Source organism: Rhodococcus pyridinivorans, assembly GCF_900105195.1.
GTDB classification, from domain to species: Bacteria; Actinomycetota; Actinomycetes; order Mycobacteriales; family Mycobacteriaceae; genus Rhodococcus; species Rhodococcus pyridinivorans.
Genome location: NZ_FNRX01000002.1, coordinates 724,621 through 745,022, shown reverse-complemented (window position 1 = coordinate 745,022; position 20,402 = coordinate 724,621). Strand labels below are relative to the sequence as shown.

Sequence of the window (20,402 nt, the reverse complement as noted above, 5' to 3'; positions counted from 1 at the left end):
CGCTCAGCTCGAGGCGCGCACCACGAGTTCGACGGGAAGTCGCGTCGATTCCGTTTCTCCATTTCGCACGAGTTCGAGGAGCCGCTCGATGGCCGTCACCCCGATATCGTGCGCGGGCGATCGCACGGTGGTGAGCGGAACCGGCAGCTGCGCCACGACGGGGATGTCGTTGTAGCCGACCACGGCGAGATCGTCCGGGATGGACAGACCGAGGTCGCGGGCGACACCGAGGATGCCGATGGCGACGGTGTCGCTGACCGCGAAGATCGCGCGGGGACGGTCGGGGCGGTCCAGCAGCGCACGCGCGGCCTCCACACCCCCGGCGACGTCGAAGCTCGACCGCATGACCCGCTCGGGCGGCAGTGGCGCCGACGCTTCCTTCAGAGTGTCGACGAAGCCGTCGCGGCGGTCGCGGGCGGTGCTGGCGTGGTCGGGGCCGGCGATGATCGCCAGGTCGTCGTAACCGCGGTCGAGAAGGTGCCGGGCGGCCAGTGCTCCACCCCGGTAGTCGTCGCCCACCACGAACGGCAACCCCGCATCGGCGTGCCGGGTGACCGCGAGGATGGGCAGCGATCCGAGTACCAGCGACTCGACGAACGGACCACCCGGGAGGTGCATGCTGCTCAGCAGCAGACCGTCGACCTGCCGGCCCACGAGCAGCGCGATGGCGCGACGTTGTGCCTCGAGGTCGTCGGGTGGGCTCGACAGCAGTACCGAGTAGCCCGCTTTCGTGGCGGCTTCCTCGATGCCCTGGTAGGTCGTGGCGACCACGCCGTCGGTGAGTCGGGGCATGACGACACCGAGGGTCGTGGTCTTGCGGGTCCGCAAGCTCGCCGCCCACAGGTTGGGGCGATATCCCAGTTCGACCGCGACCTCCCGCACCCGTAGTGCCGAGTCCGACCAGCCGTCGACCGGTTCGGGCTGGCGCAGCACACGGGATGCCGTCGAGACGTGGACACCGGCGCGCTCGGCGATCTCCTTGAGCGTCGGGGCGCGGTCGGGACGGGGCATGCGGCTCTCCTGCTCGTACGGCATCGAGTTCGTATTCCGAGTTGACGTGCCCGGAACGTGTCTTTAGCGTAGGCCATGCAATCGATCGCGCAAACGTTCTCACAATCGTTCTGACAAACGTTTCCTCGACCACCGGAGAAGGCCATGTCCAACGCTCAGTCGCTCACCCAGCTGTTCGCCCTCGACTCCCTGCTCGAGCAGGAGGAGATCGACATCCGCGACACCGTCCGCAAGTTCGGCAACGAGCGCATCCGCCCGCACGTGGCCCAGTGGTTCGAGGAAGCCAAGCTCCCGGCACGCGAGCTCGCCAAGGAACTCGGACAGCTCGGTGTGCTCGGCATGCACCTCGACGGCTACGGCTGCGCCGGCATGAGCGCCACCGCCTACGGCCTGGCCTGCCTCGAACTCGAGGCCGTCGACTCCGGCATCCGCAGCCTCGTGTCCGTGCAGGGCTCGCTGGCGATGTTCTCCATCCACCACTGGGGCAGCGAGGAGCAGAAGCAGGAATGGCTCCCCCGCATGGCCGCCGGTGAGGCCATCGGTTGCTTCGGCCTGACCGAGCCCGACTTCGGTTCCAACCCCGCCGGGATGCGCACCAACGCAAAGCGCGACGGCGACGACTGGATCCTCAACGGCACCAAGATGTGGATCACCAACGGCTCGATCGCCGACGTCGCCGTCGTCTGGGCGCAGACCGACCTCGAAGAAGGCGCCAAGGGCATCCGCGGCTTCGTCGTCCCCACCGACACCCCCGGTTTCTCCGCACCGGAGATCCACTCCAAGATGTCGCTGCGCGCCTCGGTCACATCGGAGCTCATCCTCGACGGCGTGCGTCTGCCCTCCTCGGCGATGATGCCGAAGGCCGAGGGTCTGCGCGGACCGCTGACCTCCCTCGGCGAGGCCCGCTTCGGCATCGTCTTCGGTGCCATCGGTGCCGCCCGCGACTGCCTCGAGACCGCCGTCGAGTACTCGCAGTCCCGCGAAGTGTTCGACAAGCCGCTCGCCGGCTACCAGCTCACCCAGGCCAAGATCGCCGACATGGCGCTCGAGGTCGGCAAGGGCCACCTGCTCGCCTACCACCTCGGTCGCATCAAGGACCGCGGCGAGATCGCCCCGGAGCAGGTCAGCCTCGGCAAGCTCAACAACGTGCGTGAGGCCATCGCCATCGCCCGCGAGTGCCGGACCATCCTCGGCGCCAACGGAATCACGCTCGAGTACCCCGTCATTCGTCACGCCAACAACCTCGAATCGGTGCTGACCTACGAGGGCACCTCCGAGGTCCATCAGCTGACCATCGGCAAGGCGCTGACCGGTGAGGCAGCCTTCCGGTGAGCGGAGCGTTGGAAGGGCTGGTGATCGCCGACTTCGGTCGCGTGCTCGCCGGCCCCTACGCCACCATGCTGCTCGCCGACCTCGGGGCAGAGGTCGTCAAGATCGAACGACCCGGCTTCGGGGACGACACCCGGCACTGGGGACCACCCTGGGCCGGCGACGAGTCGACCTATTTCCTCGGCGTCAACCGCAACAAGAAATCGGTGGCCATCGACCTGACCACCGACGAAGGACTCGAGCAGGCACGCGATCTCGTCGCCCGCGCCGATGTCGTCGTCGAGAACTTCCTGCCCGGCACGATGACTCGGCTCGGGCTCGGATACGAGCAGGTCCGGGAACTCGACCCCGGCATCGTCTACACCTCGATCACCGGCTTCGGCGGGCACAACGACCTGCCCGGTTACGACCTGCTCATCCAAGCCGTCGGCGGTCTGATGAGCATCACCGGGCCCGACCATGCGACACCCACCAAGGTCGGTGTCGCCGTGGTCGACATCATCACCGGAATGCACGCTGCGCTCGGCATTCTCGCCGCGCTACGGCACCGCGACCGCACCGGCGAGGGCCAGCGTGTCGAGGTGAACCTGCTGTCGTCCCTGTTGTCGGCGCTGGCGAACCAATCGTCCGGCTACGTCGCGGCAGGGGTGGTGCCGAAGGCGATGGGCAATCGCCATCCGAGCATCGCGCCCTACGAGGTGTTCCACACGGCAGACCGGCCGTTCGTCCTCGCCGTGGGCAACGACCGTCAATTCGCTTCCCTGGTCGCGGTTCTCGGCGCACCCGAACTCGCCACCGACGAGCGGTTCACCACGAACACCGCCCGCGTCGCGAACCGGGAGGAGCTGACGAAGATCCTCGACGAATTGCTGTCGACGGACACCGCCGACGCGTGGTTCGACGCTCTGACCGCAGCCCGGGTGCCATGCGGACCGCTCAACGACATCGCCGACGCGGTCGCGCTCGCCGAACGACTCGGTCTGTCGCCGGTGGTGTCGATCGACGATCCCGACCGGGACGCTCCGCTTCGTCAGATCGCCAACCCGATCCGGCTCAGCGCCACCCCTGCGACCTACCGCACCGCACCCCCGCGGCTGGCGTAGTCGGACGCTCTCGTCACTCGGACTTCTGTTCCTTCAGAGTGTGGGCGACGAGAGCATTCGCGTGCCCGTGGCCCATCCCGTGTTCCTGCTTCAGCCAGTTCACGAGCTCCATGTGCTCGGCGAGATCCGAGGCGCGGATCATGTTCTTCCACTCCTCGATCGGGCGTCCGTACTTCTGCTCGATCGACGGAAAGTACGACTGGGGCCCCTTGACCTTCTCGCTCATGCCGGAGAGGTTAACCGAGGCGACCGACACGGTCGGGCCGTTCCGTTCGATCCGCAACAGAAAAGACCGCGGCGCCGCAGTCCCGGATGGAACGCGGCGGCACGGATGTATGGAAGGGGATCAGGCCTTCGGGCCACCGGCCACGTAGATGACCTGACCGGACACGAAGCCCGCGCCCTCGGACGCGAGGAACGATGCGGTGTGGGCGATGTCGTCGACCTCGCCGATACGGCCGACCGGGATGTCGGCCGCGATGTTCGACTTGAAGTCGTCGAACGACAGGCCGAGACGCTCGGCGGTCGCGGCGGTCATCTCGGTGGCGATGAAGCCCGGCGCGATGGCGTTGGCGGTGACACCGAACTTGCCCAGCTCGATCGCGAGGGTCTTCGTGAAGCCCTGCATGCCGGCCTTGGCAGCGGAGTAGTTGACCTGGCCGCGGTTGCCGAGGGCCGAGGTGCTCGAGAGGTTGACGATGCGACCGAACTTGGCGTCGACCATGTAGCTCTGGACGGCACGCGTCATGAGGAAGGCGCCACGCAGGTGCACGTTCATGACGGCGTCCCAGTCCTCGACCGTCATCTTGAACAGCAGGTTGTCGCGCGTGATGCCGGCGTTGTTGATCAGGACGGTGGGTTCGCCGAGTTCGGTGGCGACCTTCTCGACGGCAGCGGCGACGGACTTCTCGTCGGAGACGTCGGCGCCCACGGCGAGTGCCTTGCCACCGGCGGACTCGATAGCCGAAACGGTGTCCTTGCAGGCGGATTCGTCGAGGTCGAGGACGGCGACCCGGTAGCCGTCGCCGGCGAGCCGCTTCGCTACGGCTGCGCCGATGCCGCGTGCGGCTCCGGTGACGATGGCAGTGCGGGGCTGTGTGCTCATAGCGTTCCTCCGTTGGGGGATGGGTGGTGCCGTCAGGTGATGGTGAGTCCGCCGTCCACGGCGATGGTCTGACCGGTGACGTAGGCGGCGGCGTCGGATGCCAGCCAGACTGCGGTGGCCGCGATCTCCTCGGAATCGCCGGTCCGGCCGAGGATGATTCGCTGCTTCATCGAGTCGAGGTATCCGGGCTGGTATTCGTCCGTCATCTCCGTCCGGAAGAAGCCGGGTGCGATGGCGTTGACGCGGATTCCCTTGCGTGCTCCCCACTGCTGCGCGAGGTCGCGCGTGAGGCCGATGACGCCCGCCTTGCTGGCCGAGTACGCGGCCTGCGGCAGGCCTGCCGTGGTGAGACCGAGAACCGACGAGATGTTGACGATCGAGCTACCGGGCTGCATCACACGGCCGACGGCCTGTGCCGCCCAATAGGATCCGTTCAGGTTGATGTCGATGACCTGCCGGAACTGCTCGGGGGTCTCCTTGGTGGCGGGCACGGCGGTGCCGATACCGGCATTGTTGATGAGGATGTCCACCCGGCCGAGTTGCTCGACCGCATGATCGACCATGCGCTGCGCCTGTTCGGGATCGGCGATGTCGGTCTCGACCGTGACGGCCTGCCGTCCGGCCTCCCGGACCAGCGCGGCGGTCTCCTCGAGACGGTCGAGGCGGCGTGCGGCGAGCACGACGTCGGCCCCTGCCTCGGCCAGCCCTCGGGTGAATGCGACACCGAGGCCCGAAGAGGCACCGGTGACGATGGCAACGCGGCCGTCGAGACGGAAGCGGTCGAGCACGGACATACGTCATCTCCTCGCTGTGACGGGGCCTACAGGAACTGTATAGCCGACCGCCTTCTCATCCACCAAACAGCCTGTATCCAATTTGATTGGACAGCACTGCCTTTCAGAGCCAGTTCCTATTCTTCTCTTCGGCGGATCCTATGTTGCCGCGGGCGTTGCAGCGCGGAGAGGACCCCGCGTCGCACCCACCGTTACCAAGTCGATAAGCACTGGCTTATTTCTAAGCGCTCGCTTATCGTGCGATGCCGTAGCGGGCTTGTCAACACCAACCGGACAGAACGGAAGCGCTCTCGTGAGTGATGCATGGGACGACGTCGTCGGCGGATCCAAGGCCGCGGCTCGCATCCGCACGGCCGCGATAGACGAGTTCGCGGAGCACGGCTACGGCGGCACCACGACGCGCCGGATCGCGGCGCGACTCGGCATGAGTCCCGCCGCGATGTATCCGCACTACGCGTCCAAGGAGGAGCTACTCTTCGCCATCGCCTACGAGGGACACGCCCTCGCCCTGCAGGTCGTCGAGAACGCTGACCGCCCCGATGCCGAGCCGTCCGTTCGGCTCGCCTCCGTCATCGGCCGCTTCGCCGCCTGGCAGGCGGAGAACCACCGATGGAGCCGGGTCATCCAGTACGAGCTGGCCGCGCTCGACCGCGAGCACTACCGCACGATCGTCGGACTACGACGGCAGACCACGCAGGTCGTGCGGGGTGTCGTGGACGACGGCCACGTCTCGGGCGAGTTCACCCTCCCGGATGCCGAAGGTGTCACTCTCGCCCTGATGTCGCTCTGCGTCGACGTGTGCCGTTGGTATCCCTCGGGCCGCTACGACGACGCCGCGACGATCAGCGACCTGTATGCCGATCTTGCCCTGCGTCTGGTCGGTGCCGTGCGTTAGCATCGTCGCCACCATCGGATCGGGGGGATCTACGTGGGCAGGGGGATATCGCGCCGCCGTCGACTCCTCGAGACGCGAGAGCATCGAGGGGGAGCTGTCGTCCATGTCCACGAATGACAACGTCGTCGACCGACTACTGGTGTCGCTCGGGGTCGACGCCCCAGCCCCCGACTCTGTCGCCCGCCGGCAGTCCAATTACGACGCGCTGGCCGCGCGTATCGACGCGGGAGTCGATCCCGAATACATCGCAGCATTCGAGAACTTCCACGGCATGGAGCATGCCGACATCCACCGGCTCGCCCAGAGCATCAATCCCGTCGCGATGACCACCCTGGCCACCGAATGGGCCGAACTCGGAAAGGGTTTCAGCCTCACCGTCGCGTGGGGAACGCTGATGATCCGCAAGCTCATCGGCCAACACTGGGAGGGTCCGGCGGCCGACGCCGCGATGGGCGCGACGGTGCGATTCGGCGAATCCGCACAACAGTTGTCCGATGCCGCACGCGCGACGTCCGAGAAACTCCGTATTGCCGCCGACGTCGGCGAACGGGTGCGAGCGTCCGTGCCTCCACCCACGGTGATTACGTCGTCGGTGCTGTACGCGCTCGATCCCGTCGCAGGTGCTGCTGCCGCCCGCCAGGAGGAAGCCGTTCGCGCCCAGGCCGTGCGGGTGATGGAAGCCCTCTACAAGCCGTACTACCGCGATTCCGGCACGGCGGTTCCGGTCCTGCCCTCCCCGTATGCCGCCACGACGAGTCGCGCCACGGAAGCATTCGTTCCCCAGGGTTACAGCACACCAGGTGTCGGCGGCGCCCGGACCGCCGGCGACCCGACGGGAATCCCGGGCGGGGACGGAGAACGTCCGGGTGGGCAGCCCGCCACGGAAGCGGAGAACCGTACGGACGCACCGTCGTCCGGTGAAGGCACGGACGGCCGGGCGGAAGGTACCGATTCGGCAGGTGGCGTGGGTTCGAACGAGTCCGCAGCGACCACTCCTGCATCCACCTCCCCGGCCGCGGGCGGCAACTCCGCGAGCCCGACCGGTCAGTCGTACGGTTCGCCACCCTCCGGGTCGGGCGGAGGTGTCGGCGGTGGCCTACCGGGCGCCGGGGGGGTCGGCTCTGCGGGCGCATCGCCCGCGGCGGGTCCCGCTCCGCTCGTCGCCGGAGCTGCGCCCGCCGGTGGTGTCGCCGGTGGGCCCGGTGCCGCCGCAGCGCGGGGTGCCGGCGCCCGTCCGTTCGGCATGATGCCGGGAATGATCCCGCCGGCCTCGTCCCGCGGCGACGAGCAGGACAAACGCGCGGCCGGTTATCTCGTCACCGGTGAGAACGGGAACGAACTGATCGGGTCGCTGCCCGACACCGCCCCGCCGGTTCTGGGGGCCTGAACGCTATGGACCGGCATCTCACACCCGACCGATTCCTGGCGGCGTGCACCGCCGCGGGCGGCGACGAGTTCCCCTTCCCACTGCGTTATCGCACCTCAGCGATATGGGAGGACGAGCACGCCGCGAACCTCCAGGCCGCCCGCACGTGGCTGCACGAGACACCCGACCCTGCCCTCGACGACGCGATGCGGATCCTGCTGATCGGGGAGGTCGCGGTGGAGGTCTACGGCCGCTCCACCGACCCGGCCTACGAGGTCTTCGTCCGTGCCGCCGCGACCGGCGAGCAGGCCGTCCTCGCCCGTCAGGCGCCTGCCGCAGGCGACATCCGCATCACCACGACCACCGACCTCGCGGGTGCGATCCTCGGGCACCTTCCGGTCGTGGCAGCGGGCCGCGAACACGCACGCACCGCCTCGAGCCGCGACGTGCTCGAGCCCTCCGAGTTCGGCGCGGTCCGGCGCCCTGCGGGTGGCACGCACGCAGAGTCGTTGCGCCGGTTGCTGCGTCGCGAACGCTCGGCCACCGGCAGCATCCGCATCCTGCGGTACTCGAATCCGGGGTACACACCCGTCGCCGACATCGGCTGGTTCGACGTCGTGGGCGACGGCCGGTATCTCTTCGTCCCCGGTCCCGACCTCCGCGTCGCACCGGGCACCGTCGACGCTTTCGTCCGGGAACTGTCGGCGCAACTGTCCCGGATGCGCAGGCCCTCGCACGAGGGTCGGAGCGGCGTTCTGCGACGCCAGTGATCCCTTCCCGAAGCGGCCGTTCGTCTAGGCTGGCGACATGACGGACCGGGACCGCACACCCGACGGCAGGCCGCAGAACGCGCGTCCGCGCGACGCCCTGGGGCGTCCGTTGCCGCCGGGCGAAGAAGGCGTCGAACGTGTTCCCGAAGACCTCGATCTGGATGTCGAGGAGACCATCGCCGAAGGTCAGCGTCTCCTCGACCACGGTTTTCCGTTCCATGCCCACGAGGTCTTCGAGGCAATGTGGAAGAAGGCACCACCCGAGGAACGTCCCCTGTGGCAGGGCCTCGCCCAGCTCGCCGTGGGGCTGACCCACCTGCTCCGGGGAAACCCCACCGGCGCGGAGTCACTGTTGAAGCAGGGACAGGCGCGGGTGCGGCACTACGAGGACGAACCGCCGTACCGGCTCGACATCGACGGCCTGGCGAGTTGGGCCGATCATCTGCTCACCGAGATCGCTCGCGACGAACCGATCCCCGCTCCCCCGACCCCGCGCCTGAGGATGCCCTGATGCCGACACTGCCCATGTTCCCGCTCGGCACCGCGCTGCTTCCCGGGTCCGACCTGCCGTTGCGCATCTTCGAGCCGAGGTACCAGCAACTCGTCCAGGACTGCACGGCATCGCCGGACGGCCCCCGCTTCGGAGTCGTCCTCATCGCCCGGGGACACGAGGTGGGCGGAGGCGAGCAGCGACACGACGTCGGCACCGTCGCGCGGATCATGGTCGACACCGACGTCGGTGCAGGTCGCCGCGAACTCGAATGCATTGCAGAGGAACGCATTCGCGTCGCCCGATGGTTGCCCGACGATCCCTACCCCATCGCCGAGGTGGAGCCCTGGCCCGACACCGATTCGGGGCCGGTGGATTTCGCCGCGATCACCGGACCGATGGGCCGGTTGTACGGGGTGCTCGACCGCCTCACGGGTGGCCGTGCTCCGTTGCCTCCCGCCACCACCGAACTACCGGAGGATCCCGGGGCGCGACTGTTCGCGCTCGCCCGGTACGTACCGATGGGCGAAGCGGACCGGTACGCGGTTCTCGCCGCACCGGGTCCGGCCGAACGTATGGCCGTGCTGCTCGAAGCGATCTCTACCGCAGTCGATCTCGCGGAATGGAAGCTGAAGGGCTGAGACGCGTGCGCCCACCCGGTGAGTGGGAACATCGCTCCGCCGGTCTCGCGGTAGCGGGCTAGGGTCCGGGACACCGTTCGTCCCCGACCGGAAGGCACCCGATGGACACCGTCGAACAACGGTTGGCCCGACTCGAAGCCCTCGAAGAGATCCGGATGCTCAAGCATCGCTACTTCCGGGCGTGCGACGCCAAGGACCCGGAGGCGATGCGCAGGTGCTTCGTCGCGCACGGCGCCGACATCTACTACGGACCGGCGCTGGGCAGCTTCGACGATGCCGACGCCCTGGTCGACATCTACTCCCGGATCGCTCTGGAACGGGTCGACGACCGCTACGTCGTGCTCGACATGCATCACGGCATGCATCCGAGCATCCACCTGACCGGGTCCGACACCGCGACCGGCGCCTGGACGCTGCGATTTCGGCAGGTGGATCTGCGTGCGCGCACCGAACGGGTCACCGCGCTCGACTACGACGACGACTACGTGGTCGAGAACGGCGAATGGAAGATCTCCCGCTGCCACGTGAAGGTGCTGTGGTCGATCCAGCGGGCTCTCATCGACGACGTGGAAGTGGTGCAGTGATGACAGAAACAAAGGTCGCGCTGGTCACCGGCGCGAGTCGCAGCGTCGGCAAGGGCATCGCGTGCGCGCTCGGCTCCGACGGCTGGACCGTCTATGTCACCGCCCGCGGCCGGGTCGGTGTCGACGGACCACTCGACCGCACCGCGGCGGAGGTCACCGAATGCGGGGGGCACGGCATCGCCGTGCAGTGCGACCACCGCGACGACGCGCAGATCCACGAACTCTTCCGCCGGATCGCCGACGAGCAGGATTCCCGGCTCGACCTGCTCGTCAACAACGTGTGGGCGTCACCGCCGGGATTCGCGGGATTCTCGGAACCGTTCTGGAAGCGCCCGATCAGCGACTGGGACAGCTTGATCGGCGTGGGTCTCCGCGCGCACTACGTCGCCTCCGTCGAAGCCGCGCAGCTGATGGTGCCGCGCAACAGCGGGATGATCGTCAACATCTCGTCGTTCGGCACCCGCGGCTACCTGCATTCGGTGCTGTACGGCATGTCGAAGGCGGGCCTGGACAAGATGGCCGCCGATATGGCCGTCGAACTCCGCGGCACCGGGGTGACCACCCTGTCGCTGTGGCCGGGGCTGGTGAAGAACGAGGCCATGCTCGCCCGCGGCATCGACAACTTCGAGGGCTTCTCGCTGGCCAACGCCGAGACACCGGAGTTCATCGGACGGGTGATCGTCGCGCTCGCGGCCGACCCCGAGGTGAACGCGCGCAGCGGTCGCACCCTCATCACCGCCGAAACCGCACTCGACTACGGCATCGTGGACGCCGAAGGCAACCAACCCGATTCACACCGGGACATCTTCGGGGGCGGGCCGTTGTTCTGACGACGACCGCGGCTGTCGGGAGGCGAAGCCAGGGGAGGTTGTGTGCGTCGGAACCGCGGAAGTCGCACACAACCTCCCCCTCGATTCGGCGGCCCGGACGAGGGGTGGTCGGAGCACCCTCGGAAGTCGTGTATGGTTGGACATGCAACGCGGGGTGGAGCAGCTCGGTAGCTCGCTGGGCTCATAACCCAGAGGTCGCAGGTTCGAATCCTGTCCCCGCTACCACCGACCGGCCCGGACTCACACGAGTCCGGGCCGGTTCTTTTGTGAATGCTCCTCGGCCTCGGTACGGCTCCCCCGGCCGCGCTCACCGAGTAGATTTCGCGGCAGAGTCTCTGCAGAGCGGGAGGGTGTGATGGCCAAGCGCGCAACCGTCGCCGATCGACCACGAACTCCCCGCTGGCTCCGGCCCACGATCGTCGGTGTTCTGCTGGCCGTCGCCTTCTATCAGATGTCGGGCTGGCTCTTCCACAATCTGAAGGGTTTCCTCGGCCTGCTGTTCCTGGCGTGGTTGTTCAGCATCACCATCGAACCGATCGTCGACCGCCTCGAACGGTTCGGGATGCGTCGCGGTGCCGGCACCGGCCTCGTGCTGTTCTCCCTGATCGCACTCACCATCGGGTTCTTCGCGGTGTTCGGCACGCTCCTGTTCGACCAGATCGCCCAGTTGCTCACCACACTTCCGGATGCGCTCACACGCATCACCGATTGGGCGAACCGCACCTTCGACACCAACTTCAAGACCGGGGACGAACTGTTCAAGATCACGCCCGATACGGTTCGCGATCTAGCGCAACGGTTCACGCCCGGTGTCCTCGGCGTCCTCAGCACTCTGGTCGGTGCCCTGTTCCAGATCCTGACGATGCTGCTGTTCGTCTTCTACATGTCGGCCGAGGGGCCGAAGATGCGCCGGACGATCGCGAGCTGGTTCCCGGCCCGGCAGCAGCAGCTGATCGCGAACGTGTGGGAGACCTCGGTGGAGAAGGCCGGCGGCTATGTCGTCTCCCGGTTGATCCTCGCCGCCGCGGCGTCGATCTTCACCGGAATCTTCTTCCTCATCATCGGGGTTCCGTACTGGCTGCCCCTCGCGATCTGGACCGGGGTGGTCTCGCAGTTCATCCCCACCCTCGGCACCTATCTCGCGATCGGGCTCCCCGCGCTCATCGCCGCGGTGCAGCAACCGCTCGACGGCGTGTGGGTGATCGCCTTCGGCACGGTCTACCAGCAGATCGAGAACTATGTGCTGCACCCGCGCATCACGGCCCGCACGGTGTCGATCCACCCGGCGGTGGCGTTCGGTTCGGTGATCGTCGGCGCCACCCTGTTCGGCCCGGTGGGGGCTCTGGTGTCCGTGCCGGTGGTGGCGATCCTGCAGGCGCTGGCCGAGTCGTTCGGGCACCGCTACGAACTGATCCCGGAGGTGGGTGGAGAGGAACCGGAACCCGACGCCCCGGAGCTCACGGCAGACAACGACGACTACGACTGAGAGACGAGAGGGCCGGGCGTGAGATCTTCTCGCGCCCGGCCCCGTCGTCGTCCGATCAGACGATCAGCTTCGCCGCCGTCGCAGCGACGACGTCCTCGGTGGTCACGCCGGGTGCCGTCTCGACGAGCTTCAGTCCCTCGTCGGTGACGTCGATGACCGCGAGGTCGGTGATGATGCGCTGCACGCATCCACGACCGGTGAGCGGCAGGACGCACTCCTCGAGGATCTTCGGGTCGCCCTTCTTGGTGACGTGATCCATCATCACGATGACGCGCTTGGCGCCGTGGACGAGGTCCATCGCGCCGCCCATGCCCTTGACCATCGCACCGGGCACCATCCAGTTGGCGATGTCGCCCTTGGCGGAGACCTGCATCGCGCCGAGGACGGCGACGTCGATCTGGCCGCCGCGGATCATGCCGAACGACTGCGCCGAGTCGAAGTACGACGCGCCGGGGATCGCGGTGATCGTCTCCTTGCCGGCGTTGATGAGCTCGGGGTCGAGTTCGTCCTCGGTCGGGTACGGGCCGACGCCGAGCACACCGTTCTCCGAGTGCAGGATGACCTCGACGCCGGATTCGAGGTAGTTCGGCACGAGGGTGGGCATGCCGATTCCGAGGTTGACGTACTGGCCGTCCTCGAGTTCCTTGGCGACGCGTGCCGCCATTTCCTCGCGGGTCAGCCCCTTCTTCGTTGCCTGTGTCATGAGCGCACCGTCCGGTTCTCGATGCCGACCTCGACGGGGCCGACGTGTACGACACGCTGCACGTGGATGCCGGGCGTGTGGATTTCGTTGGGGTCGAGTTCGCCGGGTTCGACGAGGTGCTCGACCTGCGCGATCGTGATGCGACCCGAGGCGGCGGCCGGCGGGTTGAAGTTGCGGGCGCTTGCTCGGTAGACGAGGTTGCCGTGGCGGTCGCCCTTCCAGGCGTGCACGAGCGCGTAATCGGCGACGATGCCGCGTTCGAGCACGTAGGTTTCGCCGTCGAACTCCCGGGTCTCTTTCGGCTGCGACGCGAGGGCGATGCCGCCGTGACCGTCGTAGCGCAGCGGGAGTCCGCCTTCCTCGACGGCCGTGCCGACACCTGCCGGGGTGAAGAAGGCGGGGATGCCCGCACCACCGGCGCGCAGGCGCTCGGCGAGCGTGCCCTGCGGAGTGAGTTCGACTTCGAGTTCACCGGCGAGGTACTGGCGCGCGAACTCCTTGTTGGAGCCGACGTACGACGAGATGGTGCGGCGGATGCGGCCCTTCTCGAGCAGCAGGCCGAGCCCGAAGCCGTCGGTACCGCAGTTGTTGCTGACGGTCTCGAGGTCGGTGGCGCCTTGATCGAGCAACGCGTTGATGAGGATCTCGGGGATGCCGACCAGACCGAACCCTCCGACAGCGATCGTGACGCCGTCGGGGATGTCGGCTACGGCCTCGGCGGCGGAGGCAACGACTTTGTCCATGTGTGCCACGATACCCTCAGGTGTACGTCATGTGAACTCCCGTCCGCAATGCGAACAAATCCGCGTAGGATCGTTGCGCACGCAGAACGGCCGCACTAGCCTGTTCGCATAGCGTCCATCCGTCCACATAGCGAACGTTTCGGATCGGAGGTCCGTGTCCCCCCCATCCCCCGACCCCGGATATCGGGGTCCGCTGTTCGATCCCGTCTTCGGCGCGGACGAACTCGGCGTCGCCCTGTCGGATCGCGCGTGGATCGGTGCCCTGCTCGACGTGGAGGTCGCGCTGACCCGCGCGGCCGCCTCACTCGGCCGTGTCAAGAACACCCACGCCGACGCCGTCGCGACAGCCGCGGCCTCGCTCGCCGAAGAACTCGATCCCGCCGACCTCGGTCGACGGTCCGCGGCGGGGGGCAACGCCGTCATCCCCCTGGTCTCCCTGCTACGCGAGCGCGCCGACGCCCCTGCGCGCGCCGTGCACGTCGGCGCGACCAGCCAGGACGTGCTCGACACCGCGCTGATGCTGCTCGCCCGCCGCGCAGGAGGGATCGCCCTGGCGAACCTGCGCTCCGCAGCCGACGGCGCAGCCCGCCTCGCTGCCACCCATCGCGAGACACCGATGGTCGCGCGCACGCTCGGCCAGCAGGCACTGCCGACCACCTTCGGCGCGCTCGCCGCCGGCTGGCTCCTGTCCCTCGACGACGCCGCCGGCGCACTCGACCGCGTGTTGTCCGCCCTACCCGCCCAGTACGGCGGAGCCGCCGGCACGCTCGCCGCCGTCCATCCCGACGGTTTCGCGTTCGCCGACGCGGTCGCCGACCTGCTCGGGCTCGCGCGTCCCGTCGCGCCGTGGCACACCGCCCGCACCCCCGTCACGACCCTCGCGGGCACACTCGGTGTCGCCGCGGGCGCGGTCGCGAAACCCGCCACCGACGTCGTACTCATGGCGAGCACCGAGTTCGGTGAGGTGAGCGAGGATGCGCCCGGCGGTTCGTCGGCCATGCCGCACAAGCGCAATCCCGTCGCGGCGATCACCGCGCGCGCCGCTGCCCGGCGCGTTCCCGGTCTCGTCTCGACGATCCTGTCGTCGACCGACCACGAGTTCCAGCGGGCCGCCGGCGCCTGGCACGCCGAATGGGAGACCCTCGCCGACATCCTGCGCCTCACCGGCGGTGCCGCGCACCAACTCTCGACGAGCCTGAACGGTCTGCACGTCCACACCGACGCGCTCGACCGCAATCTCGCGCTCACCGGAGGGGCGATCCTCGCCGAGAAGGTCACGGCCGCACTCGCCGAACACACCGACGACGCCCGCTCGATCGTCACCGATGCGGCGGTCGCCGGTAGGTCGCTCGACGAGGATCCCGCCATCACCGCACACCTCGACCCGCAGGACGTGCGCGAACTTCTCGATCCCACGCGCTATCTCGGCCATGCCGCAGACATCGTCGATCGCGTTCTCGCCCGTCACGACAGCACGAACCGAACCACAGGAGATGCCCGATGACCGTCACGCTCAACTACGAACAGTACGGCGACCCCACGAAGCCGACCGTCCTGTTCCTCGGTTCGCTGGGTTCGGACCTGTCGATGTGGGGACCGCAGATCCACGCCCTGGCGACCGACTGGAACGTCGTCGCGGCCGACCATCGCGGGCACGGCGCATCGCCGGCGCCGTCCGGTCCCTACACGATCGAGGAACTCGCCGGTGACGTCGTCGCCCTGCTCGACTCGCTCGAACTCGGCGCCGTGCACTACGTCGGCCTGTCGCTCGGCGGTGCCGTCGGGCAGTGGCTCGCGGCGCATCACCCCGAGCGCGTGCGCACGCTGACGCTGCTGTGCACCTCGCCGGCCTTCCAGCCCGCCCAGCCCTGGTACGACCGGGCGGCATCGGTCCGCAACGACGGCCTGGCCTCGATCGCCGATTCGATCGTCTCGCGGTGGTTCACTCCCGAACTGGCCGAACACGATCCGGAGCTCGTCGCCCGCCACGTCGAGATGGTGAAGGGCACCACCGACGAGGGCTACGCCGCGTGTTGCGAGGCACTGGCGACCTGGGACGGCCGTCCCGACCTCGCCCGGATCGTCGCGCCCACCCTGGTGATCGCCGGTGAGCAGGACCCCGCCACCCCGCCATCGACGATGCAGCAACTGGCCGACGGAATCGCCGACTCCACCTTCCACGTCCTCTCCCCCGGCGCACACCTCGCCAACGTGGAGCAGGCAGGACGGGTCACGAAGCTGATCCGCGAGCACATCTCGTCGCGCGTCACGCCGTCCGCCGCACACCGCACCGCGGCGTTCGAGGAGGGTCTGCGGGTGCGCCGATCCGTCCTCGGTGACGCACACGTCGACCGGTCCATCGAGTCGGCCACCGAATTCACCCGGCCCTTCCAGGATTTCATCACCCGCACCGCGTGGGGAGACATCTGGGCGCGTCCGGGTCTGGACCACCGCACCCGCCGGCTGTTGACCCTCGCGATCCTCACCGCGGTCGGCAACGAGCACGAACTCGACATGCACATCCGTGCAGCCCTGCGCGCCGGGATCGATCCCGACGACCTCGTCGAGGTCTTTCTGCACACCGCAGTCTACGCGGGTGTCCCCAACAGCAACCGGGCATTCGCGCTCGGCAAGCAGGCACTCGCCGACACCGAGGGAGGTGCGGGCTCGTGAGCACTCCCGACGTCACCGCCCCCGAGGTCGTTCGCGAGAACCCCGGGGCGTCGCCCGATTACGTACAGTCGCTGGCACGTGGCCTGTCGGTCATCAAGGCCTTCGGTGCGCACGCCCAGCGGCAGTCGCTCTCCGACGTCGCCCGCGCGACCGGACTCACCCGCGCTACTGCGCGCCGATTCCTGTTGACTCTCATCGAACTCGGTTACGTCCGCACCGACGGATCCCAGTTCTGGCTCACCCCACGGGTGCTCGAACTCGGCTACAGCTACCTGTCGGCACTGACGCTGCCGGAGGTCGCGCGACCCCATCTCGAGGCGCTCGCCGAGAAAGTCAAGGAATCGACCTCGGTGTCGGTGCTCGACGGCACCGACGTCGTCTACGTCGCACGAGTTCCCGTCAGCCGCATCATGACCGTCACCATCACCCTCGGCACCCGTTTCCCCGCCTACGCGACCTCCATGGGACGGGTACTGCTCGCCGGTTTGAACGACGACGAACTCGACGCCTACCTCGCGCGCGCCGAATTCGCTCCCATCACCGGCAACACCGTCACCACCGCCGAGGAATTGCGCGCCGAGATCGCCACGGTACGACGCAACGGATACTGCATCGTCGACCAGGAACTCGAGGAGGGCCTGCGCTCGCTCGCCGCGCCCATCCGCGATGCGCCGGGAACCGTTGTGGCGTCGGTGAACCTGTCGACCCACGCGGCCCGCTACCGGATGGAGACCGTGCACGACGAGCTCGTCCCGGCGTTGCTCGCCACCGCCGGAGCGATCTCCACCGATCTCGCCCGCACCCAGACCCACCAGTGAACAACCCCGATCGAGGTACATCATGACCGACGTAGTGATCTGCGAACCCCTGCGCACCCCGGTAGGTAGGTTCGGCGGCGTCCTGAAGGACATCGCCCCCGAGGATCTCGCGGCCACCGTCATCCGCGAACTCGTCGCCCGCACCGGTATCACCGGTTCCGACATCGACGACGTCTTCCTCGGCCAGGCCTCCCCCAACGGTGAGGCCCCCGCCCTCGGCCGCGTCGCCGCCCTCAACGCCGGCCTCGGGGTGAACGTTCCGGGCCTGCAGGTCGACCGTCGCTGCGGCTCGGGTCTGCAGGCGATCGTGCAGGCCGTCATGCAGGTGCAGACCGGCGCGAGCGACCTGATCCTCGCCGGCGGCGCCGAATCGATGAGCCAGGCCGAGTTCTACGCCACCGGCATGCGCTGGGGCGTCAAGGGCGAAGCCGTCGCTCTGTCCGATCGCCTGGCCCGTGCCCGCGTCACCGCCGGCGGACGCGACTTCCCCGTGCCCGGCGGCATGATCGAGACCGCCGAGAACCTGCGCGCCGAGTTCTCCATCAGCCGTGAGGACCAGGACGCCCTGGCCGTGCAGTCGCACCAGCGGGCCGTCGCCGCGCAGAAGAACGGTGTGTTCGCGCAGGAGATCGTGTCCGTGAGCGTGCCGCAGCGCAAGGGCGATCCGCTCGTCGTCGACACCGACGAGCACCCCCGCGCCGACACCTCGATGGAGACCCTCGCCAAGCTGCGCCCGATCCGCGGCAAGATCGACCCCGAGTCCACCGTCACCGCCGGCAACGCCAGCGGCCAGAACGACGGTGCCGCCCTCGCGATCGTCACCACCACAGAGAAGGCCGCCGCGCTGGGTCTGCGTCCGCTGGCCCGCCTCGCAAGCTGGGCGGTGGCCGGTGTGCCGCCGCGCACCATGGGCATCGGCCCGGTGCCCGCCAGCGAGAAGGCGCTCGGCCGCCTCGGACTGACGCTCGCCGACATGGACGTCATCGAACTCAACGAGGCGTTCGCCGCACAGGCCCTGGCCGTCACCCGCTCGTGGGGCATCGAGGCCGACGACTCGCGCCTGAATCCCAACGGCTCCGGCATCTCCCTCGGACATCCGGTGGGCGCGACCGGCGGACGCATCCTCGCCACCCTGCTGCGCGAACTCGATCGTCGTGAGGGTCGCTACGGACTCGAGACGATGTGCATCGGCGGCGGCCAGGGGCTCGCCGCTGTATTCGAACGCATCGCCTGACGTGACCTACGGTGCTCGCGACGCGATCCCCGTCGCGAGCACCGTACAGTCCGTACGCTCGTGATCATGAGCGAAGTTCAGATAACTCCCCCGACCGAAGCCCCTGCTCCGCCCACGACACGAGCCCGGACCCTCGCGCGTTATCTGCTGGCCGCCTCACTCGTCTTCGCCGGACTGAGCCATCTCTTCTGGGCCCGCAAGGACTTCCAGGCCCAGGTGCCCGACTGGGTGCCGATGGACAAGGACGGCGTGGTCATGGCGTCCGGCGGTGTCGAGATCATGCTCGGCGCCGGACTCGCCGTGGCGAACCGCGACCGCGTCCGTGTCGGCCGCCTAGCCGCACTGTTCTTCGCCGCCGTCTTCCCGGGCAACATCGCCCAGTATCTCGGCAAGCGCAGCGCCTTCGGTCTCGACACCGACCGTAAGCGCCTGATCCGCTTGTTCTTCCAGCCCGTGCTCGTCCTGTGGGCCCTGTGGTCCACCGGAACCCCCCGACGCTGACGCGGCCGGCGCCGGAGGGCGGACCTGGTGCCCGTTACTCCGGCGCGACCCGCACGAGCATCTTCCCGAAGTTCTTTCCTTCGAGCATGCCGATGAACGCCTCCGGGGCGTTCTCGAGTCCGTCGACGATGTCCTCGCGATACTGGAGCTTTCCGTCGCGGACCCATGCCGAGGCTTCACGCAGGAAGTCGCCGTACATCTCCTTCACGAACTCGCTCTGGATGAAGCCGCGGATCGTGAGGCTCTTGGTGAGGATCGAGTTGAACAGTCCCGGAAGACGGTCCTTGCGGTTGAGGTCAGCACCGTTGTACTGCGCGACCAGACCGCACACCGGGATTCGCGCATAGGTGTTGAGCAGCGGCCACACCGCTTCCTGGACGGGGCCGCCGACGTTCTCGAAGTACACGTCGATACCGTCGGGCACCGCCTCCGCCAGCTTGTCGGCGAAGTTCGGGTCGCGGTGGTCGATCGCCGCGTCGAAACCGAACTCGTCGATCAGTGCGCGGCACTTCTCCGGGCCGCCGGCGATACCGACCGCGCGGGCGCCCTTCAGCTTCGCGATCTGCCCCACCGCCGATCCCACGGGCCCGGTGGCGGCAGCGACGACGACGGTCTCACCCTTCTTCGGCTGCCCGATCTTCAGGAGCCCGGAATAGGCTGTGAAGCCGGGCATTCCGAGGACTCCCACAGCGGTGGAGATCGGTGCGGCCTGCGGATCGAGCTTACGAACGGTGGAGCCGTCGAGGACGGCATGCGACTGCCAGCCGGCTCCGGCCAGCACGTAGTCGCCCGGCTCGAGGCCGTCGTACCGCGATTCGACGACCTGACCCACCGTTCCGGCGACCATCACGTCCCCGAGTTCGACGTGCGCGGCATACGACTTCGCTGTGCTCATCCGACCGCGCATGTACGGGTCGAGGGACAGGTAGACGACGCGCAGGAGGATCTGGCCGTCGCCGACCTCGGGCAGATCCACCGTCTCGAGACGGAAGTTGTCGGCGGTGGGCGCCCCCTCCGGGCGCGATGCGAGAACGATGCGGGTGCTCTGACTCGTCGTGGCTTCACTCATGCCGACAGTGTGCCGCACGCGCTGGCGTCCTAAACGCCGCGCGGGGGCCCCACGGCAGGCACGATGCCGCGCCTGAGGTGGTCCCGATCAGGCGCTGTGCTGCACCTCGCCGCGAGGCACCTGGTAGTTCGAGAACAGCTGCGAGTGGATGACCTCGGTGAAGGACGGTCCGTCCTGCTCGACCCGGACAGGACGGCGAGTGGACGAAGCGGTGCGCGAAGCACCCATCTGTGACGTGGAGCGGATCGCCATATCGA

At 68.2% G+C, this 20,402-nt stretch carries 23 protein-coding genes and 1 tRNA gene; 16 read left to right on the top strand and 8 right to left on the bottom strand.

What is annotated here, in order from left to right; genetic code table 11:
* Nucleotides 1-3: 3 nt before the first annotated feature.
* The gene (locus BLV31_RS04240) at nucleotides 4-1,011 is read right to left on the bottom strand and encodes a LacI family DNA-binding transcriptional regulator (RefSeq protein ID WP_371850687.1); all 1,008 of its coding nucleotides are present in this window, start codon (nucleotides 1,009-1,011) and stop codon (nucleotides 4-6) included.
* Between the two features lie 144 nt (nucleotides 1,012-1,155).
* Between BLV31_RS04240 and BLV31_RS04235 the strand changes: the two genes are divergently transcribed.
* The gene (locus BLV31_RS04235; protein ID WP_019288237.1) at nucleotides 1,156-2,343 is read left to right on the top strand and encodes an acyl-CoA dehydrogenase family protein; all 1,188 of its coding nucleotides are present in this window, start codon (nucleotides 1,156-1,158) and stop codon (nucleotides 2,341-2,343) included.
* A complete protein-coding gene (locus tag BLV31_RS04230) occupies nucleotides 2,340-3,443 on the top strand; it encodes a CaiB/BaiF CoA transferase family protein (RefSeq protein ID WP_039584222.1) in 1,104 nt (367 codons plus the stop codon). The genes BLV31_RS04235 and BLV31_RS04230 overlap by 4 nt, the downstream gene beginning before the upstream one ends.
* Nucleotides 3,444-3,456: 13 nt before the next feature.
* Here the strand turns inward: BLV31_RS04230 and BLV31_RS04225 are convergent, their stop codons facing one another.
* The 3 genes from BLV31_RS04225 to BLV31_RS04215 all read right to left on the bottom strand — a co-directional run bounded on the left by BLV31_RS04225 (nucleotide 3,457) and on the right by BLV31_RS04215 (nucleotide 5,342).
* Entirely contained in the window at nucleotides 3,457-3,669 is a 213-nt protein-coding gene (locus tag BLV31_RS04225) for a DUF4287 domain-containing protein (RefSeq protein WP_006554713.1), read from the bottom strand.
* Between the two features lie 120 nt (nucleotides 3,670-3,789).
* Nucleotides 3,790-4,548, bottom strand: a complete 759-nt coding sequence (gene fabG / locus BLV31_RS04220; protein WP_006554714.1) for a 3-oxoacyl-ACP reductase FabG — start codon at nucleotides 4,546-4,548, stop codon at nucleotides 3,790-3,792.
* Between the two features lie 32 nt (nucleotides 4,549-4,580).
* The gene (locus tag BLV31_RS04215; protein ID WP_024102324.1) at nucleotides 4,581-5,342 is read right to left on the bottom strand and encodes an SDR family NAD(P)-dependent oxidoreductase; all 762 of its coding nucleotides are present in this window, start codon (nucleotides 5,340-5,342) and stop codon (nucleotides 4,581-4,583) included.
* Between the two features lie 292 nt (nucleotides 5,343-5,634).
* Between BLV31_RS04215 and BLV31_RS04210 the strand changes: the two genes are divergently transcribed.
* The 9 genes from BLV31_RS04210 (at nucleotide 5,635) to BLV31_RS04170 (ending at nucleotide 12,404) form a co-directional block, all read left to right on the top strand.
* Nucleotides 5,635-6,237, top strand: coding sequence for a TetR/AcrR family transcriptional regulator (locus BLV31_RS04210; protein WP_039584224.1), 603 nt, complete (start codon nucleotides 5,635-5,637; stop codon nucleotides 6,235-6,237).
* A 103-nt stretch (nucleotides 6,238-6,340) separates the two neighbouring features.
* Nucleotides 6,341-7,624, top strand: coding sequence for a PPE domain-containing protein (locus BLV31_RS04205; RefSeq protein WP_072740450.1), 1,284 nt, complete (start codon nucleotides 6,341-6,343; stop codon nucleotides 7,622-7,624).
* Between the two features lie 5 nt (nucleotides 7,625-7,629).
* On the top strand, nucleotides 7,630-8,373 hold the full coding sequence (locus BLV31_RS04200; protein ID WP_064060387.1) for an ESX secretion-associated protein EspG: 744 nt from the start codon (nucleotides 7,630-7,632) through the stop codon (nucleotides 8,371-8,373).
* Between the two features lie 37 nt (nucleotides 8,374-8,410).
* Nucleotides 8,411-8,884: a DUF309 domain-containing protein gene (locus tag BLV31_RS04195; RefSeq protein ID WP_006553195.1), complete on the top strand. Its 474-nt coding sequence runs from the start codon at nucleotides 8,411-8,413 to the stop codon at nucleotides 8,882-8,884.
* Nucleotides 8,884-9,504 carry an LON peptidase substrate-binding domain-containing protein gene (locus BLV31_RS04190; RefSeq protein WP_064060386.1) on the top strand — a complete coding sequence of 207 codons (621 nt, stop codon included), beginning with the start codon at nucleotides 8,884-8,886 and terminating at the stop codon, nucleotides 9,502-9,504. The genes BLV31_RS04195 and BLV31_RS04190 overlap by 1 nt, the downstream gene beginning before the upstream one ends.
* 101 nt (nucleotides 9,505-9,605) lie before the next feature.
* Nucleotides 9,606-10,088 carry a nuclear transport factor 2 family protein gene (locus tag BLV31_RS04185; RefSeq protein ID WP_039584229.1) on the top strand — a complete coding sequence of 161 codons (483 nt, stop codon included), beginning with the start codon at nucleotides 9,606-9,608 and terminating at the stop codon, nucleotides 10,086-10,088.
* On the top strand, nucleotides 10,088-10,918 hold the full coding sequence (locus tag BLV31_RS04180; RefSeq protein ID WP_039584231.1) for an SDR family NAD(P)-dependent oxidoreductase: 831 nt from the start codon (nucleotides 10,088-10,090) through the stop codon (nucleotides 10,916-10,918). Before BLV31_RS04185 ends, BLV31_RS04180 begins: the two co-directional genes overlap by 1 nt.
* A 148-nt stretch (nucleotides 10,919-11,066) precedes the next feature.
* A tRNA-Met gene (locus BLV31_RS04175) sits at nucleotides 11,067-11,143 on the top strand.
* Nucleotides 11,144-11,273: 130 nt separating this feature from the next.
* Entirely contained in the window at nucleotides 11,274-12,404 is a 1,131-nt protein-coding gene (locus BLV31_RS04170) for an AI-2E family transporter (protein ID WP_019288228.1), read from the top strand.
* A 55-nt stretch (nucleotides 12,405-12,459) separates the two neighbouring features.
* Here the strand turns inward: BLV31_RS04170 and BLV31_RS04165 are convergent, their stop codons facing one another.
* Nucleotides 12,460-13,107: a CoA transferase subunit B gene (locus tag BLV31_RS04165; protein WP_019288227.1), complete on the bottom strand. Its 648-nt coding sequence runs from the start codon at nucleotides 13,105-13,107 to the stop codon at nucleotides 12,460-12,462.
* Nucleotides 13,104-13,850, bottom strand: a complete 747-nt coding sequence (locus BLV31_RS04160) for a CoA transferase subunit A (RefSeq protein ID WP_006553189.1) — start codon at nucleotides 13,848-13,850, stop codon at nucleotides 13,104-13,106. The genes BLV31_RS04165 and BLV31_RS04160 overlap by 4 nt, the downstream gene beginning before the upstream one ends.
* A gap of 154 nt (nucleotides 13,851-14,004) precedes the next feature.
* On the opposite strand from BLV31_RS04160, the gene pcaB reads away from it, so the two are divergent.
* The 5 genes from pcaB to BLV31_RS04135 all read left to right on the top strand — a co-directional run bounded on the left by pcaB (nucleotide 14,005) and on the right by BLV31_RS04135 (nucleotide 19,076).
* Nucleotides 14,005-15,354, top strand: coding sequence for a 3-carboxy-cis,cis-muconate cycloisomerase (pcaB, locus tag BLV31_RS04155; protein WP_039584233.1), 1,350 nt, complete (start codon nucleotides 14,005-14,007; stop codon nucleotides 15,352-15,354).
* Nucleotides 15,351-16,523, top strand: coding sequence for a bifunctional 3-oxoadipate enol-lactonase/4-carboxymuconolactone decarboxylase PcaDC (pcaDC, locus tag BLV31_RS04150; protein WP_033097462.1), 1,173 nt, complete (start codon nucleotides 15,351-15,353; stop codon nucleotides 16,521-16,523). Before pcaB ends, pcaDC begins: the two co-directional genes overlap by 4 nt.
* The gene (locus BLV31_RS04145; protein ID WP_064060385.1) at nucleotides 16,520-17,341 is read left to right on the top strand and encodes an IclR family transcriptional regulator domain-containing protein; all 822 of its coding nucleotides are present in this window, start codon (nucleotides 16,520-16,522) and stop codon (nucleotides 17,339-17,341) included. The genes pcaDC and BLV31_RS04145 overlap by 4 nt, the downstream gene beginning before the upstream one ends.
* A gap of 22 nt (nucleotides 17,342-17,363) precedes the next feature.
* Nucleotides 17,364-18,575, top strand: a complete 1,212-nt coding sequence (locus BLV31_RS04140; RefSeq protein ID WP_006553185.1) for an acetyl-CoA C-acetyltransferase — start codon at nucleotides 17,364-17,366, stop codon at nucleotides 18,573-18,575.
* Nucleotides 18,576-18,641: 66 nt separating this feature from the next.
* Nucleotides 18,642-19,076, top strand: coding sequence for a DoxX family protein (locus BLV31_RS04135; protein ID WP_174556246.1), 435 nt, complete (start codon nucleotides 18,642-18,644; stop codon nucleotides 19,074-19,076).
* Nucleotides 19,077-19,110: 34 nt separating this feature from the next.
* Here BLV31_RS04135 and curA read toward each other — a convergent pair whose 3' ends face one another.
* Both curA and BLV31_RS24930 read right to left on the bottom strand, forming a co-directional pair.
* Nucleotides 19,111-20,145 carry an NADPH-dependent curcumin/dihydrocurcumin reductase gene (gene curA, locus BLV31_RS04130; RefSeq protein WP_024102335.1) on the bottom strand — a complete coding sequence of 345 codons (1,035 nt, stop codon included), beginning with the start codon at nucleotides 20,143-20,145 and terminating at the stop codon, nucleotides 19,111-19,113.
* 87 nt (nucleotides 20,146-20,232) lie between these two features.
* Complete coding sequence (locus BLV31_RS24930; RefSeq protein WP_169823814.1) at nucleotides 20,233-20,397, bottom strand: hypothetical protein; 165 nt, start codon at nucleotides 20,395-20,397, stop codon at nucleotides 20,233-20,235.
* Between the last annotated feature and the right edge of the window lie 5 nt (nucleotides 20,398-20,402).

Coding starts and splice junctions, on each gene's coding strand:
- BLV31_RS04205 (WP_072740450.1), top strand. CDS start 6,341: ATGTCCACGAATGACAACGTCGTCGACCGACTACTGGTGTCGCTCGGG.
- BLV31_RS04180 (WP_039584231.1), top strand. CDS start 10,088: ATGACAGAAACAAAGGTCGCGCTGGTCACCGGCGCGAGTCGCAGCGTC.
- BLV31_RS04200 (WP_064060387.1), top strand. CDS start 7,630: ATGGACCGGCATCTCACACCCGACCGATTCCTGGCGGCGTGCACCGCC.
- BLV31_RS04185 (WP_039584229.1), top strand. CDS start 9,606: ATGGACACCGTCGAACAACGGTTGGCCCGACTCGAAGCCCTCGAAGAG.
- BLV31_RS04165 (WP_019288227.1), bottom strand. CDS start 13,107: ATGACACAGGCAACGAAGAAGGGGCTGACCCGCGAGGAAATGGCGGCA.
- BLV31_RS04195 (WP_006553195.1), top strand. CDS start 8,411: ATGACGGACCGGGACCGCACACCCGACGGCAGGCCGCAGAACGCGCGT.
- BLV31_RS04215 (WP_024102324.1), bottom strand. CDS start 5,342: ATGTCCGTGCTCGACCGCTTCCGTCTCGACGGCCGCGTTGCCATCGTC.
- BLV31_RS04140 (WP_006553185.1), top strand. CDS start 17,364: ATGACCGACGTAGTGATCTGCGAACCCCTGCGCACCCCGGTAGGTAGG.
- pcaDC (WP_033097462.1), top strand. CDS start 15,351: ATGACCGTCACGCTCAACTACGAACAGTACGGCGACCCCACGAAGCCG.
- curA (WP_024102335.1), bottom strand. CDS start 20,145: ATGAGTGAAGCCACGACGAGTCAGAGCACCCGCATCGTTCTCGCATCG.
- BLV31_RS24930 (WP_169823814.1), bottom strand. CDS start 20,397: ATGGCGATCCGCTCCACGTCACAGATGGGTGCTTCGCGCACCGCTTCG.
- BLV31_RS04225 (WP_006554713.1), bottom strand. CDS start 3,669: ATGAGCGAGAAGGTCAAGGGGCCCCAGTCGTACTTTCCGTCGATCGAG.
- BLV31_RS04240 (WP_371850687.1), bottom strand. CDS start 1,011: ATGCCCCGTCCCGACCGCGCCCCGACGCTCAAGGAGATCGCCGAGCGC.
- BLV31_RS04170 (WP_019288228.1), top strand. CDS start 11,274: ATGGCCAAGCGCGCAACCGTCGCCGATCGACCACGAACTCCCCGCTGG.
- BLV31_RS04235 (WP_019288237.1), top strand. CDS start 1,156: ATGTCCAACGCTCAGTCGCTCACCCAGCTGTTCGCCCTCGACTCCCTG.
- fabG (WP_006554714.1), bottom strand. CDS start 4,548: ATGAGCACACAGCCCCGCACTGCCATCGTCACCGGAGCCGCACGCGGC.
- BLV31_RS04160 (WP_006553189.1), bottom strand. CDS start 13,850: ATGGACAAAGTCGTTGCCTCCGCCGCCGAGGCCGTAGCCGACATCCCC.
- BLV31_RS04135 (WP_174556246.1), top strand. CDS start 18,642: ATGAGCGAAGTTCAGATAACTCCCCCGACCGAAGCCCCTGCTCCGCCC.
- BLV31_RS04190 (WP_064060386.1), top strand. CDS start 8,884: ATGCCGACACTGCCCATGTTCCCGCTCGGCACCGCGCTGCTTCCCGGG.